At 60.3% G+C, this 20,992-nt stretch carries 16 protein-coding genes, 1 tRNA gene, 3 pseudogenes and 1 riboswitch; of the genes and pseudogenes, 13 read left to right on the forward strand and 7 right to left on the reverse strand.

What is annotated here, in order from left to right:
* The first annotated feature begins 49 nt into the window (after positions 1-49).
* Positions 50-1,432, forward strand: coding sequence for a PLP-dependent aminotransferase family protein (locus N7650_RS05475; protein WP_279897311.1), 1,383 nt, complete (start codon positions 50-52; stop codon positions 1,430-1,432).
* Positions 1,433-1,573: 141 nt separating this feature from the next.
* Here the strand turns inward: N7650_RS05475 and N7650_RS05480 are convergent, their stop codons facing one another.
* Complete coding sequence (locus N7650_RS05480; RefSeq protein ID WP_279897312.1) at positions 1,574-2,245, reverse strand: Bax inhibitor-1/YccA family protein; 672 nt, start codon at positions 2,243-2,245, stop codon at positions 1,574-1,576.
* Between the two features lie 125 nt (positions 2,246-2,370).
* Here N7650_RS05480 and N7650_RS05485 point away from each other — a divergent pair.
* From N7650_RS05485 to N7650_RS05495, 3 genes are all read left to right on the forward strand, one after another.
* A tRNA-Ser gene (locus N7650_RS05485) sits at positions 2,371-2,458 on the forward strand.
* Between the two features lie 262 nt (positions 2,459-2,720).
* Positions 2,721-3,749 (forward strand): hypothetical protein, encoded by a 1,029-nt coding sequence (locus N7650_RS05490; RefSeq protein WP_009397568.1) that lies wholly within the window; start codon positions 2,721-2,723, stop codon positions 3,747-3,749.
* Between the two features lie 6 nt (positions 3,750-3,755).
* Entirely contained in the window at positions 3,756-4,301 is a 546-nt protein-coding gene (locus N7650_RS05495; RefSeq protein ID WP_009397567.1) for a hypothetical protein, read from the forward strand.
* Positions 4,302-4,427: 126 nt separating this feature from the next.
* On the opposite strand, the pseudogene N7650_RS05500 reads toward N7650_RS05495, so the two are convergent.
* The 6 genes and pseudogenes from N7650_RS05500 to N7650_RS27905 all read right to left on the reverse strand — a co-directional run.
* Positions 4,428-5,444: pseudogene (locus N7650_RS05500) on the reverse strand (IS630 family transposase).
* A gap of 226 nt (positions 5,445-5,670) precedes the next feature.
* Positions 5,671-6,831, reverse strand: coding sequence for an SH3 domain-containing protein (locus N7650_RS05505; protein WP_158487709.1), 1,161 nt, complete (start codon positions 6,829-6,831; stop codon positions 5,671-5,673).
* Positions 6,832-6,972: 141 nt separating this feature from the next.
* Positions 6,973-7,926 carry a hypothetical protein gene (locus N7650_RS05510; RefSeq protein WP_279897313.1) on the reverse strand — a complete coding sequence of 318 codons (954 nt, stop codon included), beginning with the start codon at positions 7,924-7,926 and terminating at the stop codon, positions 6,973-6,975.
* Positions 7,923-8,633, reverse strand: a complete 711-nt coding sequence (locus N7650_RS05515; protein ID WP_170394484.1) for a TauD/TfdA family dioxygenase — start codon at positions 8,631-8,633, stop codon at positions 7,923-7,925. Before N7650_RS05515 ends, N7650_RS05510 begins: the two co-directional genes overlap by 4 nt.
* Positions 8,634-8,914: 281 nt before the next feature.
* A pseudogene (locus tag N7650_RS05520) lies at positions 8,915-9,655 on the reverse strand (IS5 family transposase); the annotation flags it as partial.
* Between the two features lie 161 nt (positions 9,656-9,816).
* A pseudogene (locus tag N7650_RS27905) lies at positions 9,817-10,032 on the reverse strand (type II toxin-antitoxin system HicB family antitoxin); the annotation flags it as partial.
* Between the two features lie 496 nt (positions 10,033-10,528).
* Between N7650_RS27905 and N7650_RS05530 the strand changes: the two are divergent.
* From N7650_RS05530 to atzF, 9 genes are all read left to right on the forward strand, one after another.
* Positions 10,529-10,756 (forward strand): hypothetical protein, encoded by a 228-nt coding sequence (locus tag N7650_RS05530; RefSeq protein WP_009398833.1) that lies wholly within the window; start codon positions 10,529-10,531, stop codon positions 10,754-10,756.
* A 102-nt stretch (positions 10,757-10,858) separates the two neighbouring features.
* The gene (locus N7650_RS05535; protein WP_009398835.1) at positions 10,859-11,044 is read left to right on the forward strand and encodes a hypothetical protein; all 186 of its coding nucleotides are present in this window, start codon (positions 10,859-10,861) and stop codon (positions 11,042-11,044) included.
* A gap of 169 nt (positions 11,045-11,213) precedes the next feature.
* Positions 11,214-11,315, forward strand: a riboswitch (guanidine-I (ykkC/yxkD leader).
* A gap of 66 nt (positions 11,316-11,381) precedes the next feature.
* A complete protein-coding gene (locus N7650_RS05540) occupies positions 11,382-12,449 on the forward strand; it encodes a putative urea ABC transporter substrate-binding protein (RefSeq protein ID WP_009398837.1) in 1,068 nt (355 codons plus the stop codon).
* 13 nt (positions 12,450-12,462) lie between these two features.
* On the forward strand, positions 12,463-13,278 hold the full coding sequence (locus N7650_RS05545) for an ABC transporter permease (protein WP_009398839.1): 816 nt from the start codon (positions 12,463-12,465) through the stop codon (positions 13,276-13,278).
* Positions 13,275-14,054 (forward strand): ABC transporter ATP-binding protein, encoded by a 780-nt coding sequence (locus N7650_RS05550; RefSeq protein WP_009398841.1) that lies wholly within the window; start codon positions 13,275-13,277, stop codon positions 14,052-14,054. The genes N7650_RS05545 and N7650_RS05550 overlap by 4 nt, the downstream gene beginning before the upstream one ends.
* A gap of 2 nt (positions 14,055-14,056) precedes the next feature.
* Positions 14,057-14,770 carry an urea amidolyase associated protein UAAP1 gene (locus N7650_RS05555; RefSeq protein ID WP_009398843.1) on the forward strand — a complete coding sequence of 238 codons (714 nt, stop codon included), beginning with the start codon at positions 14,057-14,059 and terminating at the stop codon, positions 14,768-14,770.
* 9 nt (positions 14,771-14,779) lie between these two features.
* Entirely contained in the window at positions 14,780-15,406 is a 627-nt protein-coding gene (locus N7650_RS05560; RefSeq protein WP_279897314.1) for an urea amidolyase associated protein UAAP2, read from the forward strand.
* A gap of 159 nt (positions 15,407-15,565) precedes the next feature.
* Positions 15,566-19,150 carry an urea carboxylase gene (gene uca / locus N7650_RS05565; protein ID WP_279897315.1) on the forward strand — a complete coding sequence of 1,195 codons (3,585 nt, stop codon included), beginning with the start codon at positions 15,566-15,568 and terminating at the stop codon, positions 19,148-19,150.
* A complete protein-coding gene (atzF, locus tag N7650_RS05570) occupies positions 19,147-20,904 on the forward strand; it encodes an allophanate hydrolase (protein WP_279897316.1) in 1,758 nt (585 codons plus the stop codon). The genes uca and atzF overlap by 4 nt, the downstream gene beginning before the upstream one ends.
* The last annotated feature ends 88 nt before the right edge of the window (positions 20,905-20,992 follow it).

Consider the following 20,992-nt stretch of genomic DNA (forward strand, 5'->3'; position numbering starts at 1 on the left):
TTGCCCAACAGTACCCAGACTGTACCCATGACAGCCCAGGAGCGTGCCGATGGTCCGTGTCACCCTTGCCCAGCAGGTCGCCGATTCGGTGGAGCAGCAGATCCGTGCCGGGGTGCTCAAGGCCGGTGACCGCCTGCCGTCGCTGCGCGAATACATGCGCCTGCACGGGCACTCGAAGAACACCGTGATCACCGCCTACGAGATCCTTGCCTCCAAGGGCCTGGTGGAGGCGCGGCACGGGCAGGGCTTCTTCGTCGGCGTGCTGGTGCAGGCTGCCGAAGCGGATGAAACGCCGCCCTACACCAGGGCCATGGACACCATCTGGATGATGCGCCAGCAGTTCGTGCGCGAGCCGGGGGTGGCGCCGTTGGGCGAGGGTTTTGCGCCGGTGGCCTGGCTGCAGGACATGCGTCTGGACAAATTCACCCGCCAGGTGATGCGCAGCGGGGCCGGCAACCTGTTCCGCTACGGCAACCGCCTGGGCAACCCGGCGTTGCGCCAGAGCCTGGTGCGCAAGCTGGCCAGCTACGCGATCAGCGCTACGCCGCGGCAGATCGTCACCACCCATGGTGCCAATCATGCGCTGGACCTGATCATCCGCCGCTTCGTGGTGCCCGGGGATGCGGTACTGGTGGAGAACCCTGGTTACTACCCGTTGTTCGGCAAGTTGCAGATGCAGGGCGCGCGGATGCTCAGTGTCCCGCGCCTGCCCGACGGGCCGGACATGGATGCCCTCGAAGCGCTGTTGCAGCGGGAGCGGCCGCGGTTGTTCTTCGTCCAGTCGGTCTGTCACAACCCCACCGGCTCGGATATCTCGCCGGCCAAGGCCCATCGCTTGCTGCAACTGGCCGAGCGGCACGACCTGTTGCTGGTGGAGGATGATGCCCTGGCGGACTTCAAGCCCAGCTCCGCGCTCAAGGTCGCGGCGCTGGACCAACTGCGCCGTTCGCTGTACATCGGCAGTTTTTCCAAGTCGGTCTCGGCGGCGTTGCGGGTGGGGTATATCGCTGGCAGCAAGGACATCATCGATGAGCTGGCGGATCTGCAGATGATGCTGCACACCAGTTGCTCGGAGCTGTGCGAACGTACGGCGGACGTGATCCTTGGCGAAGGGCATTTTCTGCGGCACCTGATGCGTTTGCAGGACCGGGTGCGGGAGGCTACCGAGGGCGGTTTGCAGGTGCTGGATGAGCTGGGGGCGGAGGTGTTCTGTCGGCCGCAGCAGAGTCTGTACCTGTGGGCGCGGTTTCCGGGGATCGAGGATTCGGCGCAACTGACCCGGGAGGTGCAGGGCAGGGGCGTGATGCTGGCGCCAGGTGCGATCTTCCAGATGGATCAGAAGGGGGTTACGCCGTGGACGCGGTTGAATGTGGCGTATTTGCGGGAGGCGGTGTTTGCGGAGTGTATTCGGGGGCGGGGAGAGCAGGGCTGAAGTGCGACGCGGACCTTGTGGGAGCGGGTTCACCCGCGATTGAGGTAGTAGCCTCGCCATCGCAATTTCGCAAACCAGGGTCGCCTATTCAGAGGCATAAAAAAGCCCGCCGAAGCGGGCTTTTTCAATTCAGCACCTGGATCAGTCGTCCGAGCTCATGATGCCGAACAGTTGCAGCAGGCTGACGAACAGGTTGTAGATCGATACATACAGGCTGATGGTCGCCATGATGTAGTTACGCTCGCCGCCGTGGATGATCTGGCTGGTCTGGAAGAGGATGCAGACCGACGAGAACAGTACGAAGCCGGCGCTGATCGCCAGTTGCAGGCCGCTGATCTGGAAGAAGAAGCTCGCGACCACGGCACCCAGCAGGACGAAGAAGCCAGCGGTGATGAAACCGCTGAGGAAGCTCATGTCCTTGCGGGTGATCAGCACGTAGGCCGACAGCCCACCGAAGACCAGTGCGGTCATGGCGAAGGCCGAGCTGACGACTTCGGCACCACCGGCCATGCCCAGGTAGCGGTTGAGGATCGGGCCAAGCAGGAAGCCCATGAAGCCGGTCAGGGCGAAGGTGGAGACCAGGCCCCAGGCCGAATCACGCAGCTTGGCGGTGAGGAAGAACAGACCGTAGAAACCGATCAGTACGACGAAGATGTTCGGGTAACCGACGCGCATCTGCTGTGCGACATAGGCCATGACGGCACTGAAAGCCAGGGTCAGGGCCAGCAGGCCGTAGGTGTTGCGCAGGACCTTGCTGACTTCCTGCTGATCGGCCTGCAGGCCGTGGTGGACGGCATAATCCTGTTCGCGCATGGCGACACTCCTGTGGGGTTTGAAACGTTGAGTTGCAAAGATCATATCAGACCCTTGGAAAGCAGCCACGTAGAGAGTTTGACAGCGTGTTTCATTTCGGTATGATGGCGCCCGCATGACAAAGTGGAAGCGTGGCCGAGTGGTTTAAGGCAACGGTCTTGAAAACCGTCGATGGGCAACTATCCTAGAGTTCGAATCTCTACGCTTCCGCCATATTTTCTGCACTAAAGCCCTGATTAATCAGGGCTTTTTGCGTTTTCATAAGTCCCCGTTTCAACCTCGCTGGGCGCTTACTCGTTTCCGCATTTTTCGGATCATTTCCGCTTCACTCCAATTACGCACCGTCAGGGCTGTCCGTTCGCGGGCGACGATAGGGCACCTTTTGACGGCACTTTGATGCCATGATGCCCTCAGGTGTATCCTCCTCGGGGATTGCCGATGTAGTTATCATTTTGCTGAGCACAGGAGCGGCGCAGTGGCGTTAGAGCAGGCACAGATCACATTTTACAAAATTAATCAAACCGGCTTTTACAAGCGGGGTGAAACTGAACACCCAGAATTTGGTAGCTCGGCCTCATTGCTCCAGGAGTTGTCAGGGTGGAGTCAAGGCAAGAGCCTCGCTGTGACTAAGACCTTTGAGCCCGCTGAAGGATCGGATTTCCTGCCGGTCTATTTGATGGACATCACTGCAGACCGGCAGGATTGGCTGGTCACTATGTGGAATCAAACGCCGGCTACCCAGGGGAAGGTTGCAGCTGCGATGGGTAACTCGGCAGTGGGTAATGCGCAAGTTGTCATGAATGATATTCCTGAGGGAGGGATCCCTGGGTTCGCGACATATTTTTGGTTTGTTCCAGAAGAAGGTGCATTCGCCAGTATTCGGTTTCAGCACCTAATCACGGGGCAAAAACCTATGCAGGAATACATGGAAGCGTACCTTGGGCATTATTCATCATCAGTGGTGTTTACTGACCCGGATGCTGATGCGGATTTGCAAATACTTGGTTACCGTCGCGGAGTGAACGATCCTGTACGAAACGATGTATATCCAAGATTTCGGACGCAGATATTGAAAAAAGCTGGAGAGCATAATCTGCTCCTTGAAAGTGCACACTTGATCCGTAAGGTTATTAGGAAGACAAGCCTACAGCTAAACCGTCCCGAAGAGTTGGCTTTTTGGCAAAAAGCGTACAGGATGGCGACACTTCGCTATGCGCAGAACCTTCCTGATGAAGTGAACTTCAAATATGAAGTGAAGGCGCGAATGGATCGCGATGAGGTTCAAAGCATCATCGAGGCTTGGACCGAAGATCATGAAACTGAATGGGATGACTATGGGTTTGTTCTTAGTGGTCAGAGCTCTCCGCATTGGCTGAGTCACGCGATCGCTCGTAGCAGTTTCAGTTTTGATATTGAACGTAACAATCTAGAAGTTGTCAATCCAAAATCGCTGCTTCGAGCGCTTCGTGCCCAGCGGGCGGATATACTTAACCTTATGAGGTGACTGAAGGTGATTATCAAGGCTGTCGCTCTAGTCCTCTCCCTTGCTATAGTTATGCTTGCATTCTGGCAAGGTAGTGGGGTGCCTTTCAAAGACCAGTGGCCTTTGTTTGAAGCTCTGCGAGCTACAGCCTCTATTATCTTTGCTGTAGTCGGGGCTTGGTTGGCGATCATCTATCCGGATCGATTAAAACTCTCCTTTCGCAAAGCTACTACCCCCAAGCCAAGTAATGGTGGAGGGATGTCTCGACTTCTCACGCCCATTGTTCATTCAACTGCAATACTTTGTTCGGTATTGTTGATTGGAATCATTGCTCCGCTGTTGAAACGGTTTGATTTTTTAGTTTCGCATGTTGAGATTATGCGTTCTTTATCATATGGTTCGCTAGCTATTTTGACGCTGTGGCAATTATGGACCGTAGTGTTATCGCTCGTCCCAGCAGATATTGTGATATCGAGATCAGAGCATGAGGAACGCCACGCTGGTACGTTGCGAGACTTAACTAGTAATGCTGGTTTTTCTCCTAGGAAAACTGAAGGTGGAGATCAGGGCTAATATGGAGCTCGATTTTTAAAATTATAAAAGGTTGTTGAGCAGGTAGTACGGTCCCCTATTCTCCGATATACCGTTGCAGTGATGCGTTTGTCTGTATGGTCTAGTGTGGTGTTTCGCAAGTAACACTCATATTTTTCGGCTTAGCGCCTCGGCTGCACGGCCGACGCTCGCCAAGATGTCATCGGCCTTTCGATGCCAGCGAAAGGGTCGAGGGTTGGCGTTATGAGCGGACAGGTAGTACTCAATAGACTCCTCCAGATTTTTCACGTTGGTATGTGCCTGGCGCTTGATCCACTTCTCGCTCAGCGTCGAGAAAAGAAGCGCTCCACCAGATTCAACCAGGATGCCGAAGTAGGCGTGAAATGCACTTGGTAGCGCGGATGCGCTGCCAACCACGCTTTCACTTTGTCGGTCTTGTGTGTCGCGTAGTTGTCCATTACCAAATGAACTGGCATGTCCTCTGGTACGTTGGCGTCCACCTCTTTGAGGAACGAGAGAAACTCGGTGCTTCGATGGCGGCGCTTCAATCTTCCGATGACTTCATCCGTAGCGATATCCAGCGCCGCGAACAACGATGTGGTTCCGTGGCGTTTGTAGTCGTGGGTACGAGTGACGGGTTTGCCCGGGGCAAGAGGTAAGCCTGGCTGGGTACGGTTCAGCGCCTGAATCTGGCTTTTCTCGTCGATACAGAGCACCAGGGCCTTTTCAGGCGGGTTGAGATAGAGCCCGACAATGTCGTGCACCTTGTCGACGAACAGCGGATCGGTCGAAAGCTTGAAAGTCTTTTCCAGGTGAGGCTTAAGGCCGAAGGCATGCCATATCCGCATGACGCTGGCTGGAGAAATCCCGGTTGCCTGACTCATCGAGCGAGTGCTCCAGTGACTGGCATCTTCGGGTTTGGATTGCATTGCCTGATTGACCACGGCTTGTACTTGTTCATCGGTAATGCTGCGAGGCCGGCCTGAACGATGTTCATCATTTAAGCCATCGAGTCGCAGCCGACTGAGTCGCTGCGCACGCCAAGATGATTTCGGCCCGAATGCGCGATTCAGCAGGGCCTTTACGCTGTAGGGAGCGACGAAGCAGTTCGAGGTTTTCTTCGTCGCTCAACTCAATCGGGGCAGCAGGTCGGCCGGTTTTCATATCGTTGCTCCACGGCATTTCTGATGCTGAAAGCCTAGACCAAAATATGAGTGTTACTTGCGAAACACCACGCTAGTGGCGTAGCTTCGACAGATCATAGCCTGAGTAGTAGCGCTCGTTAGTCAGCGCTTGGCGAGTGCTCTCTCAACGATCTGTTCGAATCTTTCAGTCACAAACGGTTTGAGCGTGGGTGGCTACTCGAAAACAGCTCCTTTTGTTCGATGCATTACTGGACGGTCTTCACCATGCTCCTAGATACCCAGCCCTGAATCTCAATGTCCTCGTGCTTGTAAATGACCTCGAGCCAAGTCTTATCGGTCGAGTCTACAACCTCCAGCACGGCATACTGCTTCAAAGGCATGATTACCTCGGCCTTCATGCTTGGCGAGTAGCGAAGGTTTACGTTGTCCCTGGCCACGAGCCTCACACGCGCTTTGGCGCTTTTAGGCATATGGCACATCGAGGAACGAACCCACCTTTGGGCCTCTGCAGTAGACTCTGACTGAAGCGTGAGGTCGTTGAGCTCACACAGACCCTCCTTGAAGTCCTTCCACTGGCTTATGAGTGTCATCGTGCCGGTAAGGAAGCCAAGAATGTAGCAGAGCAGGAGGAACGCGGCAGGCGAAAGCGGCTTGCGATTCTTCTTGCCTTCGAGTGCATCGATGATTTCTGCATGTATCAAGGCTCCGTTAACTGGCCGGTTAACGAAAGCGGTCGGCGACTCAATGGCTCCGTCGCCCTCGACGGCATCCTGATATTCTTCGAACAGTTTAGAAAGTTCATCAGGCCTGGAGTTTTCGATGGCCCTCAGCACTGATGGCTCATCAATATCGAGCACTTGCCTTGTTATTTCTTTGCAGTAATCAATTGCTTGGATTTTCGCAAGCTTATCAGTGAGATTTTGAAATTTAAGTGAGGAGAAGTTGAATGGTAAGGTTGCTTCAATCTCTCGCTGTTTAGCTAGGAATGCATTAAATAGGTTGGTGTTAGTGTTTTGGTTCACAGTATTTCTTATGGCGCGGGCAGCTGATCTCTGAAAGTCGGTGCGTGTAACTCCTGATTTCGGTGAGTAGTGTTTTAGTATCGACGCTAGCGCTGATCTCTGTATTTCTTCGATGAAGAAGTTAGATGAAGAAAAACAGAGGTTTAGAAGTCTGGACTCAACTAGCTCACTAAGTGACTCTATGCTTTTTGAGCGGGAGTTTATCATTAACGATAACGCAGAAAGGCTAGTTGGATTCGCGATGCTCTGGCGCACAGTCAAATCATCCGGTGTCCACGCTACTTCAGCCTGTTTCAATTTTTCAATGTGATCAGCTGCCTGCTGAAGTTGTTCGTCTTGATTCGGCACCGCCCACCCCAAGTATTCTGCCAAGACCCAAAGCATACCCGTTTCGCTTCCGATTGGGAGGTATCGGCAAACGCTTAGTGGATGATGCTCAATGCTTTGCGCTCCAGTGATTTATCAAGCGCCCATAAGCCCTGCGGTGGTGCTGGGTGCAATTGAGTGCCAGTTCGTAGATTACCCTCACTCGTTGTTGTCCATCTCATAGTCATGGCCCTCACGCCTAGCGTCCTCAAGATCGTCCTCTGTGTAGAGGTTGAAATACTCAGCAGCCGTGTAGGTTGAGGTCTCGGTGAAAACGTTGCCCATTCCGCATGCTGAAAGCTTGGAGAACCCGCTGATCTTAAGTCGGCAAGCAACACATTCGAACGTGGAGGGCAGCATGCTCTGACGCTGAATCACCTCGTCATCCCCGATTGACGTGTCGACGGTTCCAATTGGATCACCGTTCAGCAACCCAGGGGAGTGACAAGCTGGGCATTTCTCTCTGTGGCCGGATTGCCTGGCAGCCCATGTTGTTGCTTGCTCGGTTAGGGTCTTCCTATCCTTCTCGGCGGTGTTGCTCCATACCTTTGCGTGCGCCTTTATATCCTGCTCGACCGCTCTAGCAGCTGCATCTTCCAGGGAGGCGATCATTTCTTGAGCCTTGCCCGCGTCTGGTACCAGGTCTTGCAAGGGAAGATCCATCGATTGGAGGAGGACACTGCAGGCGCGATAGAACCTAGGAAGCCACTCGGACGTTGCTGCTTCTAAGAAAGCAGCTTCGCCAGTGTGGAGCTCGATATTTCGTCGTTCTACATGTTTGGAACAGAATCCGGCGATCTCCTCAGTAAAGGAGGGCAGGAGTTCCTTCAAGCGCACCAGAACCTCCTTGGTGCCTATCGACGTGGCGGAAAACTTTTTGCTAGTAGCCTCTCTGCCCAGCGCATACATGATGTTTCGCCAGCTTTGCTGGTCTGCGAGAAGCACTGGTGAGAAGTTGGACAGTGCTGCCCGAGCGAGAAATTCAAGGCTGAGTGAAGAGAACAGGCCAAACCTCCAGTCGTTCGCTGGAAAGCGCCCCATCTCCTCAGCGTACAGCTGTGCTTTAAGCATGAGCGCTTCTTTAGACCACGGCGATTCTTCAGGTGCTGTCATTTCAATTCCCATAAGCTGGACAGGTAGATGCGCTCAATGTGGCGCTTCAGTGCTCGTTGCGGTACCTCGGAGCGGCCATGCAGCATGTGCCAGTTGTCAATAATCAAGGTGTCCCCAGGATCGGATAAAGCTATTGCAATGCGATCTATCCTGGCCCTGGCCTGCAAAACGTCAGCTAATGCTTCTGCGGCCTGATTAAGTGGCCTCAGGAAAAGGGAGTCCCATCTGAACCCAACCTGGCCGTCTTTGCGATATCGAACCGCAAGGGGGCAGATTGCTTGTGCCGGATGCTTTCGACGTGGAGCCACAATCGCGCGGTTAATGATGTGACTGGCTTGTTCGGCTAAGTATGACCACGGCAGGAGACAGGTGGTGACTGAAGGGTCGCCAAGTCGGCAGCGAAGCATGAGGAAGCGAGGAGGGGTTCCCCAGTGAGCGTAATCCGTGTGTAGGGGGAAGGCGTTGAGCCCGTACACGGCACTGTAACTGTGAGGACTGGATTCGTCGCTTTCACGCGGCTTTAAGGTCTGGATGCTGCCGAGCTTGTACGCGGCAGCAATTTTCTCCAGATCGGTGATAGGGCCGATGCTGCATGCCAGTTCGAGGGTTGAAGCCTCAGGCTGCCATGTCTTGAGGAAAAGATAGCCGTGGCTGCTCAACGCTGATGCGATGGTGCCTTCTCCTGGCTGCTCCTGCAGAATCAACATGCTCAGACCTATGCGTACTCAGGCAATAGATTGATCAAATGTAGTCCAGAGCTTTTGATCGTGGGGTCGAAAGCATGGCTTCGATGCGCAGATAGGTTGGCAGCGTGCTTCCTAGGAGGGGAAGGGCAACCTCCACCCCGATTGGGGTGGTGGCTGCAGGCGCCGATCTCCGTCAAAACAGCACCTGTCCGGCCAAGCTAGTTACTTCGGTGTTGTATGCGTCAGATTCAAACCTGGCCAACGCCTGGCAGAGTGAAGACCACTCAGCCAGGCTGGACTCTTTAAGCTCTGGTTGCCTCTGTCGCCTTCTGTGTCTGAAACAGGTGTCGCAGACACCGCATGACACAAGCCAGCGAAACCATCGCGCCATAACTTTTTGCGAGCTTGTCGAAGCGTGTCACGACTCGGCGGTTCTCTTTCAGCCAGCCGAACATGCGCTCGATCACATTCCGTTGACGGTATTTGGGGCGATCAAACAGGCGGGGCAATCCAGGCTTGGGTTTGCGCTTCATCGCAAGCAGAGGAATGACCGGCTGCATTCGATACCGGTCACAGTAGCGGCGTAGTGCATCAGCATCGTAGCCCTTGTCGGCCAGAAGCCAGCGACAGCGCTTGCGAGGCCGGCCGCGCTTGCTTGTCGGAATACAGACATCGTCCAGCAGTGGCTCTGCGTAGCTGATATCGCTGGCTTGAACTCCAGAAAGCAGGAAGCGCAGAGGCACGCCGTTGGCGTCGCAGAGCATATGAATCTTGGTGGTGAGACCACCCCGACTGCTGCCTAGAGCGTGATCTGGGGGCATCAAGCTCCCTTTTTTACCGGCACCTGATAAAGCGCGGGTGGCACGAATAGCAGTTGAATCGATCATCCCGGCCCGCAGGTCGATGAGCCCTTGATTATTGAACTGCAGATGCAATCGCTTGAGCATCTGCTCGAACGTTCCACTGTTTCGCCAAAGCCGGAAGCGGTGATAAACCGTTCGCCAAGCACCGAGATGCTCAACCGCTTCCCGAGCGCAGCCAGCGCCTTCTCCACAGCCTCCATCTTTGACGCGTGAAGAAAGTCCACCAACCGGTCCCCCTGCGTCTGCGAAACACCAAGCAGACGGCACAGGTCAGCCTTGCGCATGTCCCGGCTCATCATTTCATTCCAAAGTACGATCTTGGCCACGTTGACGGCAGGCAGGTGAACGACACGCTGCCCTCGCGTCGGGGCGGATGCGACAGGAATCACGCGACGCTGATCAACATAGATCGACAACGCGCTTTCGATGCCATCCACTGCTTCGCACAGTGCATCCTCGATGTCATCTCCAGCGCTATTGAACTCCGGCAGGTCGTCGCAGGTGAGTGCGACGCCCGGGTTTCCGTCAGTGTGAATGGTCACTGGGTAGTCAAACACGTTTCAATCCTCTGCCTAGCGTCTCTGCATTGAATGACGCAACGGTAGATCATCAGTGTGGAGACATGACCTTTTGTAGCATTTCGCAGTACCTGTTCTCGTTTCTGATGGGGAAGGGGATCTACGCATCTCGCGCTGATCGGTGCCGGATTGGACTGTGACTTGTCGGACCGCCGAAGCGCCGCGAAGGACTGCGGAGCGGTCCCAAAACCATCCAGCACGGGCTGCAGGTAAATGCAGTGCTGGATTCACGGGAACTGGCTGATGGTATTTATCCAAATCCCCAGTTTGGCAGGCTTTGGGACCGCTTTGCGGTCCTTCGCGAGCAAGCTCGCTCCCACAGGGTCCGCATCCTGCTCTAGAACAGTGCTTTGCGCGACAGCGCAGCCTGAAAGGCTGGTTGGACTCCTACAGAAAACGTGTCCAGCTCGAGCACTGCCGACGCAGGATCAAAAGTGTATGCTTTGAAGAACTTGAGCCCAAAGCAGCCAACACTATGATCATTTCCCTGCCTGACGATCTCAAGCTCTTCATCGATGAGCAGGTCAGCCAACGCGGCTACAGCTCCAGCAGCGAGTATGTGCAAGAGCTGATTCGCAAGGATCACGACCGCCAGCATTTACGGAACGCGCTATCGGCTGGAGCAGAGTCGGCCCCGACCGTTGCGGTGACCGACGACTACTTCGGGTCCCTCCGCACCAGGGTTCGCAATAGCCGTGGATGAAGGCCAAGCCCATTACCCTGCTGTCGATTAGCACAAGGGATGTCCCCAAATGGCTGGTAGACTGCACCGCTCATTAGTCTCCGGATAAAAAGCAGAGCCAACATGGTCAAGCGATTGAAGAACCTCCAAGCCGGCCTCACCCCCAAGCGCCGCCTCTGGACCGCCATTTCCCTCATCGCAGCCGCACTCTCCGGCGGCGCCCTGGCCAGTTCCGAAACCAGCCTCAGCGCCCTGATCGCCCCCGCAGCCACCTTCCTCGCCCATACCCTTCTCCCTGTCGCAAGCTGACGCCCCGCCAACGCGCACAACGCCCCAATACCGTGCATCCCCCGCGCCCATAATCCCCCCGCATCCCCCAGAACCCCCGCAAAACCCACCCCGCCATCCACTTGGCACGCCTCTGGCATTACTTCCCTCCGTGCGGGAGTAGCGCGAGCTAAATTGCACCACAATCTGAAAATAGGTCGGCTAGGGTTCCGGTCCGCTTCTGCGGGCGTCTGGACCGAGAGCCGGCGACCTCCAGTTCGAGGTTACACGGCGGGATAAAAGCCCGGGAGACAGACCACTCACTGCAATGAGTGTCGTGCTGCTCCCTGGTTCGTCCACCGTCAACTGGAGTCACTTCATGCGAAAGTCCCTGCTTTCCGCCTTCCTCGCCGCCGGCCTGGCCCTGTCCGCGAGCTCCGCCTCCAACGCCGCGGCGAAGACCGATTTCGATATCTGCTGGACCATCTACGCCGGCTGGATGCCCTGGGAATACGCCGCCGCCGAAGGCATCGTCGACAAGTGGGCGAGCAAGTACGGCATCCATATCAAGCTCACCCAGGTCAACGACTACGTCGAGTCGATCAACCAGTACACCGCCGGCCAGTTCGACGGCTGCTCGATGACCAACATGGACGCCCTGACCATCCCCGCCGCCGGCGGCGTCGACAGTACCGCGCTGATCGTCGGCGACTTCTCCAACGGCAATGACGGTGTGGTCCTGAAAGGCACCGGCAAGACGGTGAACGACCTCAAGGGCATGGACGTCAACCTGGTCGAGCTGTCCGTCTCGCATTACCTGCTGGCCCGCGCCCTCGACAGCGCCGGCCTGCGCGAGAAGGACCTGAAGGTGATCAACACCTCCGACGCCGATATCGCCGCTGCCTTCAATACTCCCGACGTGCAGGTGGTGACCACCTGGAACCCGATGCTCGAAGAAGTGCGCAGCAAGCCCGGCGTGACCCAGGTCTTCGACTCCAGCCGCATTCCCGGCGAGATCCTTGACCTGATGGTGGTCAACACCCAGACCCTCAAGGACAACCCGGCGCTGGGCAAGGCGCTGACCGGCGCCTGGTACGAGGTGATGGACCTGATCGCCGGCGACTCCCCGCAGCGCACCAAGGCCCTGGAGCATATGGCCAAGGCCTCCGGCACCGACCTCGCCGGTTTCGAGCGCCAGCTTTCCACCACCTACCTGTTCGATACGCCCAAGGCGGCACTGACCTTCGTCAGCAGCGCGGAACTGCCCAGGACCATGGACAAGGTCGCCAGCTTCTCCTTCGACCACGGCCTGCTGGGCGAGGGCGCCAAGGACAGCACGGCGGTGGGCATGAGCTTCGCCAACGAGGTGATCGTCGGCAACCGCGACAACCTCAAGCTGCGTTTCGACCCGACCTACGTACGCATGGCCGTCGACGGTTCGCTGTAAGCGAGGAATGAACATGCGCCTGATCAATCGCCATCCCGATCGTCCGTCGCGGCTGCTGCTGATGCTGTTGCCGTTCGTGCTGGTGCTCTGTGCCTATTTCCTCGGCTCGGCGCAGCGCCTGGCGGACAATCCCAACGACAAGCTGCTGCCCGGCGCGGCCCAGATGGGCGCGGCGGTGGAACGCATGGCGCTGGTGGAGGACAAGCGCAGCGGCAACTACCTGCTCTGGCAGGACACCGCTTCCAGCCTGCAGCGCCTTGGCGTCGGCCTGGCCATCAGCGCCTTGATCGGCCTGTGCCTGGGCATCGCCTCGGGCACCTTGCCGCTGTTCGGCGCGATGCTCTCGCCCTTGCTGGTGGTGCTGTCGATGATTCCGCCGCTGGCGATCCTGCCAATCCTGTTCATCGTCTTCGGCCTGGGCGAGCTGTCCAAGGTGATGCTGATCGTCATCGGCATCACCCCGGTCCTGGCCCGTGACCTGGAACAGCGTGCCCGCGAGATTCCCGTCGAATTGCTGATCAAGGCCCAGACCCTGGGCGCCAGTTCCTGGACCCTGATCCTGCGGGTGGTGCTGCCACAACTGCTGCCGCGCCTGCTGATCTCCCTGCGCCTGGTGCTGGGTTCGGCCTGGCTGTTCCTGATCGCGGCGGAAGCCATCGCTTCCGAGGATGGCCTGGGCTACCGGATCTTCCTGGTCCGGCGCTACCTGGCGATGGATGTGATCCTGCCCTACGTGGTGTGGATCACCGCGCTCGCCTGGCTCACCGACTGGCTGCTCAAGGCCCTGACCCGCCGTGCGTTTCCCTGGTACGAGGGGGCACGGGCATGAGCTTTATCCAGGTAAGGAATGTCTGGCAGGAATATGACCAGCACGTGGTACTCGAAGGCCTGAACCTGAGCATTGCCGAAGGCGAGTTCTGCACCATGGTCGGGGCTTCGGGCTGCGGCAAATCCACCTTCCTGCGCCTGCTGCTGGGCCAGGAACGACCAAGCCGCGGGCAGATCCTGCTCGATGGCCAGCCCCTGGTTGCCGAGCCTGATCCGGCCCGGGGCGTGGTGTTCCAGCGCTACTCGGTGTTCCCGCACCTGAGTGTGCTGGACAACGTCGCCCTTGGCCTTGAGTTGCCCCGGGCGAAGCTGCTGGGCCGCCTGTTCGGCAGCGCCAGGCGCGAAGCCCGGGAGCAGGCCGCCGCCTTGCTGCACAAGGTCGGCCTCGGCCACGCCCTCGACAAATACGCCAGCCAGCTCTCCGGCGGCATGCAGCAGCGCCTGGCGATCGCCCAGGCGCTGATCATGAAGCCCAGGGTGCTGCTGCTCGACGAACCCTTCGGCGCCCTCGATCCGGGAATCCGCAAGGACATGCATGCCTTGCTCCTTGAGCTGTGGCGCGAAACCGGGGTCACCGTGTTCATGGTCACCCACGACCTGAGCGAAGGCTTCAGCCTCGGCAGCCGCCTGCTGGTCTTCGACAAGGTGCGCCACGACCCGCACGCGCCGGCGGCGTTCGGCTCGCGGGTCACCTACGACCTGCCGCTCAACGACAAGCGCCTCGCGGCCCGGGCCGACGCGTTGCCCGAGCTTCTTCAATCGTACGCAAGAGGTTAACCATGACCGACAACTCTGTATTCGCCGAAGACTTCCTGCCCGGAGGCGGCCACCTGTCCTTCGTCCTCAAGCGCGGCCAGCAGGTGCGCTTCACCGACCTGGAAGGCGGCGCCAACGTCAGCCTGATGCTGTTCAACGCCCATGAAAAAAGCGAACGCTTGAACCTGCCGGACAGCCTCAAGTGCCAGCACACCGCCAGGCTCACCAGCGGGCATTGCCTGTATTCGGACATGGGCCGCGTCCTGGCGGCGATCACCCGCGATACCTGCGGCTGGAGCGACAGCATCGGCGGTGTGCTGAACGCCGAGGAAGTCCGGGAAAAATATGGCACCGGGCGTTATCAGGAACTGCGCAACCGCTTCCACCGCAACGGCACCGACAACCTGCTGGTGGAAATGGGCAAGTGGGGCCTGGAGCTGTCCGACCTGACCATGCCCCTCAACCTGTTCAGCCGCGTGGACGTGGGCGCCGACGGCAGCCTGCATTTCGTCGAGGGCAACTCCCGGCCGGGCGATGCCATCGAGCTGTATGCGCCGATGGACACCCTGTTCATCGTTACCGCCCTGCAGCACCCGATGGACCCGTCCGCGCAATACGCCCCCAGGCCGGTACAACTGACCTTTGCCCGCGCCGACGAAAGCGTCGCCGAGCACTGCCGCACCTCGCGCCCGGAAAACGAGCGCGGCTTCCTCAACACCCAACGCCTGTTCGCCTGAGGACCCGTCATGACGTCACCCCTGCAAGCCGACACCGCGATCTACCGCGCCACCATCCCGGCCGGCGAGCCCTGGCTCACCGAAGTGAAGGCCGGCCAGACCCTGCGCATTCTCGACCTGGAAGGCAACCAGGCCATCGACACCTTGTTCTACAGCGTCGCCAACCCCCGCGAGCGCTATGACGTGCAACGCACCCTGCGGCGCCAGGGCAATGTCTACCTGGGCGTTGGCAGCGTGCTGTATTCCAACCTGGGGCGGCCGATGCTGACCATCGTCGAGGACAACTGCGGCCGCCACGACACCCTCGGCGGCGCCTGCGCCCAGGAAAGCAACACCGTGCGCTACGCCCTCGACAAGCGCCATATGCACAGCTGCCGCGATAACTACCTGCGCGCCTGCTGCCACGACGGCCGCCTGGGCAAGCGCGATATCAGCCCGAACATCAACTTCTTCATGAATGTCCCGGTCACCGCCGAAGGCGGCCTGACCTTCGAGGACGGTATCTCCGCTGCCGGCAAGTACGTACAGCTCAAGGCCGAAATGGACGTGATGGTGCTGATCTCCAACTGCCCGCAACTGAACAACCCGTGCAACGGCTACAACCCGACCCCGGCGGAGCTGCTGATATGGAACTGAAAGCCTTTTTGCGCAAGGTCCGGCTGTGCTTCTTCAGCGCCTGCCAGGCCCGTTTCGGCCAGTTGAACGCCGACAGGCATCCCTGATCTGCCGTCCGGGGACGACCCCGAGACCTCCAAACAACTGCGGGACGGCCCGCACCCCTCCGGGGACGTTGTCATGTTCGAAACACTGCTGATCGCCAACCGTGGCGCCATTGCCTGTCGCATCCTGCGCACCCTGCGCGAGCTGAAGGTCCGCGGCGTCGCGGTCTACTCCGAAGCCGATCTCGCCAGCCGCCACCTCGTCGAGGCCGACCAGGCCATCAGCCTGGGGCAGGGCGCTGCGGCCGGTACCTATCTGGCCGTGGACAAGATCCTCGCCGCCGCCAAAGAGAGCGGGGCGCAGGCCATCCATCCCGGCTATGGCTTTCTCTCCGAAAACGCCGCGTTCGCCGAAGCCTGCGAGGCTGCCGGGCTGGTCTTCGTCGGCCCGACGCCGGAGCAACTGCGCCTGTTCGGCCTCAAGCACACCGCCCGTGATCTCGCCCGCCAGCAAGGCCTGCCGCTGCTGGAAGGCACCGGTCTGCTCGATAGCCTCGCCGACGCCTGGCGCGCCGCCGAAGCGGTCGGCTACCCGGTAATGCTGAAAAGCACGGCAGGCGGTGGCGGCATCGGTATGCGCGTATGCCGCTCGGCGGCGGAGCTGGAAGAGGCCTTCGAGGCGGTCAAGCGCCTGGGCCAGAACAACTTCAGCGATGCCGGGGTGTTCATCGAAAAATACATCGAGCGCGCCCGCCATCTTGAAGTGCAGGTGTTTGGCGATGGCGCCGGCGAGGTCATTGCGCTCGGCGTGCGCGACTGCTCGGTACAGCGGCGCAACCAGAAAGTGCTGGAGGAAACCCCGGCGCCGAACCTGCCCGAAGGCATGGCCGAAGCCCTGTGCGACGCCGCGATCCGCTTGGCTCGCGCGGTGAAGTACCGCAGCGCCGGCACCGTCGAGTTCGTCTTCGACAGCGATGCGCAACGCTTCTACTTCCTTGAGGTGAATACCCGGCTCCAGGTGGAACACGGTGTCACCGAGCAGGTCTGGGACGTGGACCTGGTGCGCTGGATGATCGAACTGGCGGCCGGCGATCTGCCGCCGCTGCATCAACTGGCCGCGGGCCTGGAACCCGTGGGCCATGCGGTGCAGGCGCGGTTGTATGCGGAGGATCCGGGCAAGGATTTCCAGCCCAGCCCCGGCCTGCTCACCGCCGTCGGCTTCCCCGAGGCTGATGGCAAGGCGCTGCGGATCGACACCTGGGTCAGTGCTGGCTGCGAAATTCCGCCGTACTTCGACCCGATGATCGCCAAGGTGATCGTCTGGGCCGACGACCGCGAGCAGGCGCGGGAGCAACTGCATCGTGCCCTCGGCGACAGCCAGGTCTACGGCGTCGAAACCAATCGCGACTACCTGCGCCAGATTCTCCAGGACACGCCCTTCGCCAGCGGCCAGCCCTGGACCCGCTGCCTCGAAGGCCTGGCCTATCGCGCCGCCACCGTCGAAGTGCTCGGCGGCGGCACCCAGACCAGCGTGCAGGATTACCCCGGGCGCCTGGGCTACTGGGCCGTCGGCGTTCCCCCGTCCGGCCCGATGGACAGCCGCGCGCTGCGCCTGGGCAACCAATTGCTGGGCAACCCGGAAGGTGCAGCGGCGCTGGAAGTGACCATGAGTGGTCCGACCCTGCGCTTCAATACCGATGCGGTGATCGCCGTGACCGGAGCGGTGATCCCGCTGACCCTGGACGGCCAGGCGATCGCCATGAACACCAGCGTGCTGGTCAAGGCCGGCAGTACGCTGGCCCTGGGCACCATTGCCGGTGCTGGCGCCCGGGCGTATCTGTGCGTGCGTGGCGGTATCCAGGTGCCGGAATACCTGGGCAGCCGCAGTACCTTCATGCTCGGCCAGTTCGGCGGCCATGGCGGTCGTGCGTTGCGGGCCGGGGATGTGCTGCACCTGGAGTGCTTGAGCGACAGATCGGCAGGTGCCTCGCTGCCCGGGCAAGCGGCGCTGGCCGCCACCCGGCAGGTCCGGGTTATCTATGGCCCGCATGGCGCTCCGGAATACTTCAGCGAAAACTACATCCGCACCTTCTTCGCCACCGACTGGGAAGTGCACTTCAACTCCAGCCGTACCGGCGTGCGCCTGATCGGCCCGAAACCCGAGTGGGTCCGTGCCGATGGCGGCGAGGCCGGGCTGCATCCATCGAATATCCACGACAACCCCTATGCCATCGGCGCGGTGGACTTCACCGGCGACATGCCGGTGATCCTCGGCCCCGATGGCCCGAGCCTGGGTGGTTTCGTCTGCCCGGTAACGGTGATCGAGGCCGATCTCTGGCAGCTCGGCCAGCTCAAGGCGGGGGACAAGGTGCGCTTTGTTCCCGTCTCCCTGGAACAGGCACGGCGACTGGCTTGTGCAGAGCTGCTGGCCGAAACGGTCGAACCCGTCGGCGAAGAGCAATGGCTGTCGCCCATCGTTCTTGATCTCGGCGCGGACGATACCCGCCTGGTCGCGCGGTTGGCGGGGGATACCCATCTGCTGCTGGAAATCGGCGCTGCCGAGCTGGACCTGGTCCTGCGCTTCCGTGGCCACGCCTTGATGCAGGCGCTGGAAGCCAGGGCCCTGGCCGGCGTGATCGACCTGACCCCGGGCATCCGCTCGCTGCAGGTCCATTACCAGCCGGAGCGCCTGCCGCTTGGTCATCTCCTGGAAGTCGTGGCCGGTGAATGGCAGTCCGTGTGCGCTTCGAAGGACCTTCAGGTGCCATCGCGCATCGTCCACCTGCCACTGTCCTGGGACGACCCGGCCTGCCAGCTGGCCATCGAGAAATACATGACCACCGTGCGCAAGGACGCGCCCTGGTGTCCGAGCAATCTGGAATTCATCCGCCGTATCAACGACCTGCCGAACCTCGACGAGGTGCAGCGCACGGTGTTCGACGCCAGCTACCTGGTCATGGGCCTGGGCGACGTCTATCTCGGCGCGCCGGTGGCCACGCCGCTGGACCCGCGGCATCGCCTGGTCACTACCAAGTACAACCCGGCGCGCACCTGGACCGCGGAAAACTCGGTGGGTATCGGCGGCGCCTATATGTGCGTGTACGGCATGGAAGGGCCGGGCGGTTACCAGTTTGTCGGTCGCACCTTGCAGATGTGGAACCGCTACCGTGAGGTCGCGGCCTTCGATGGCAAGCCGTGGCTGCTGCGCTTTTTCGACCAGATTCGCTTCTACCCGGTCAGTGCCGGGGAACTGGAGCGCATTCGCCGGGACTTTCCGCTGGGGCGTTTCGATCTGGCGATCGAATCGAGCCAGTTGCGACTGGCGGACTACCAGCAGTTCCTGGCCGAGGAAGCAGCGGGCATCCAGGCGTTCCGTGACCAGCAGCAGGCGGCGTTCGCGGCCGAGCGGCAGCGCTGGATCGACAGTGGGCAAGCGCATTTCGAATCCACCGAGGCGGTGGCCGAAGCGGGCGAGGAAGCGCCGTTGCCTGCGGGGCAGATCGGTGTGGAAAGCGCTATCGCCGGCAATCTCTGGCAGGTGCAGGTCGCTGTCGGTCAGCGGGTTGCGGCAGGGGACGCGCTGGTGGTGCTGGAGTCGATGAAGATGGAGATCCCGCTGCTGGCGCCCTGTGCGGGTGTGGTACGGGAAGTGCGGGTCGAGCCGGGTTCGGCGGTGCGTGCGGGGCAACGGGTGGTGGTACTGCAAGGAGGTGAAGCATGAAGGTGAATCTGCAACTGGACGCGCTGCGCAAGGCGTATGGCGCTGGTGAACAATCACCGCGGGACCTGATCCTGGCCCTGCGCGAGCGGGCGGCGCAGCTGAATCCGCGCTTCAACATGTTCATCCATCTGTTGAGCACCGAACAACTGGAGCCCTATCTGGCAGCGCTGGAGGGCGCTTCGCTGGAGAGCCTGCCGCTGTACGGCGTGCCCTTCGCGATCAAGGACAATATCGACCTCGCCGGCATCCCGACCACGGCGGCGTGCCCGGCATTCGCCTATGTGCCGGAGCGCTCGGCTACGGTGGTGGAGCAGTTGATCAAACTGGGCGCGGTGCCGCTGGGCAAGACCAACCTGGATCAGTTCGCCACCGGGCTCAACGGTACGCGCTCGCCTTATGGCGCCTGTATCAACAGCGTGCTGGAAGACTACCCCTCGGGTGGTTCGAGCGCCGGCTCGCCGCTGACCGTGGCGTTGGGGCTGACCAGCTTTGCCCTCGGCACCGACACCGCCGGTTCCGGTCGGGTCCCGGCAGCGCTGAACAACCTGGTTGGACTCAAGGCCAGCAAAGGGTTGATCTCCACCGCTGGCGTGGTCCCGGCCTGCCGCACCCTGGATTGCGTGACCACCTTTACGGCCACCGCCCCGGAGGCCAGCCAGCTGCTGCAACTGCTGGCGGTGCAGGATCCGCGAGACGAATACAGCCGGGCCAACGCCGGGTGGAACCTGGGCAGCGCCTTTGGCCGCGTGGGCAGATTCCGCTTCGGCGTGCCCCGGCAGCAGGACCTCGAATTCTTCGGTTGCCAGGAAGGCCCGGCGCTGTTCGCGGCTGCGGTGGAGCGCTTGCAGGCGCTGGGCGGCGAGGCGGTGACCCTGGATCTTTCTCCGTTCCTTGAGGCAGCCCGGTTGCTGTACGAAGGCCCTTGGGTCGCCGAGCGCTACAGCGTGGTCGGCGAGCTGGCGCGCCACCAGCCTGAAGCGGTGTTGCCGGTCATCCACGCGGTGCTGGCCAAGGCGCCGCAGGTGAGTGGCGTCGATACCTTCCGTGCCCAGTACCGTTTGCAGCAGCTCAAGGCGGAATGCGACCGGCTGCTTGCCGGGCTGGAGTGCGTGCTTACCCCGACCATCGGCCGTCCGGTGACCCTGGCCGAACTGGCCGAGGAGCCGGTGCTGCGCAATGCCGAGCTGGGTTACTACACCAACTTCATGAACCTGCTGGACTACGCGGCGGTTGCGCTGCCCAGCGGGTTCATGGGCAACGGGCTGCCGTGGGGAGTGACCCTGTTCGGTCGGGCATTTACCGATCAGTACCTGCTCAGTCTGGCCAGTGCTTACCAGAGCCTTGAAGTGCCGGCCCGCGAGGCGCGCAATGACCGCGTTAGCGTGGTGGTCTGTGGTGCTCACCTGGAAGGACTGGCGCTCAACTGGCAGTTGCAGCAGCGTGGCGCGACGCTGGTCGAGGCAACCCGCAGCTCGCCGAACTACCGGCTGTATGCCCTGGCCGGCGGGCCGGTGCAGCGCCCGGGGATGGTGCGGGTTGCCCGTGATGGTGTGGCAATTGCGCTGGAGGTCTGGCAAATCCCTAGCGCGGCGCTGGGCGCCTTTCTCGCCGAGATCCCGGCGCCGCTGGGGCTGGGCAAGGTCGAACTGGAAGATGGACGCTGGGAGACTGGCTTCGTCTGTGATGCCTACGGGCTGGAGGGCGCGCAGGATATCAGCGAGTGGGGCGGCTGGCGCGCCTGGTTGAACTCGTAGTCAACATGCTGTAAGCGCCGCGAACCCTGAGGGCCGGCAAGGGCAATGATGTTGCCTGATCTGGCCAAATCGCTGGCAAGCCAGCTCC

This window comes from Pseudomonas sp. GD04058, from assembly GCF_029836855.1.
In the GTDB taxonomy this organism is placed as follows: Bacteria; Pseudomonadota; Gammaproteobacteria; order Pseudomonadales; family Pseudomonadaceae; genus Aquipseudomonas; species Aquipseudomonas bharatica.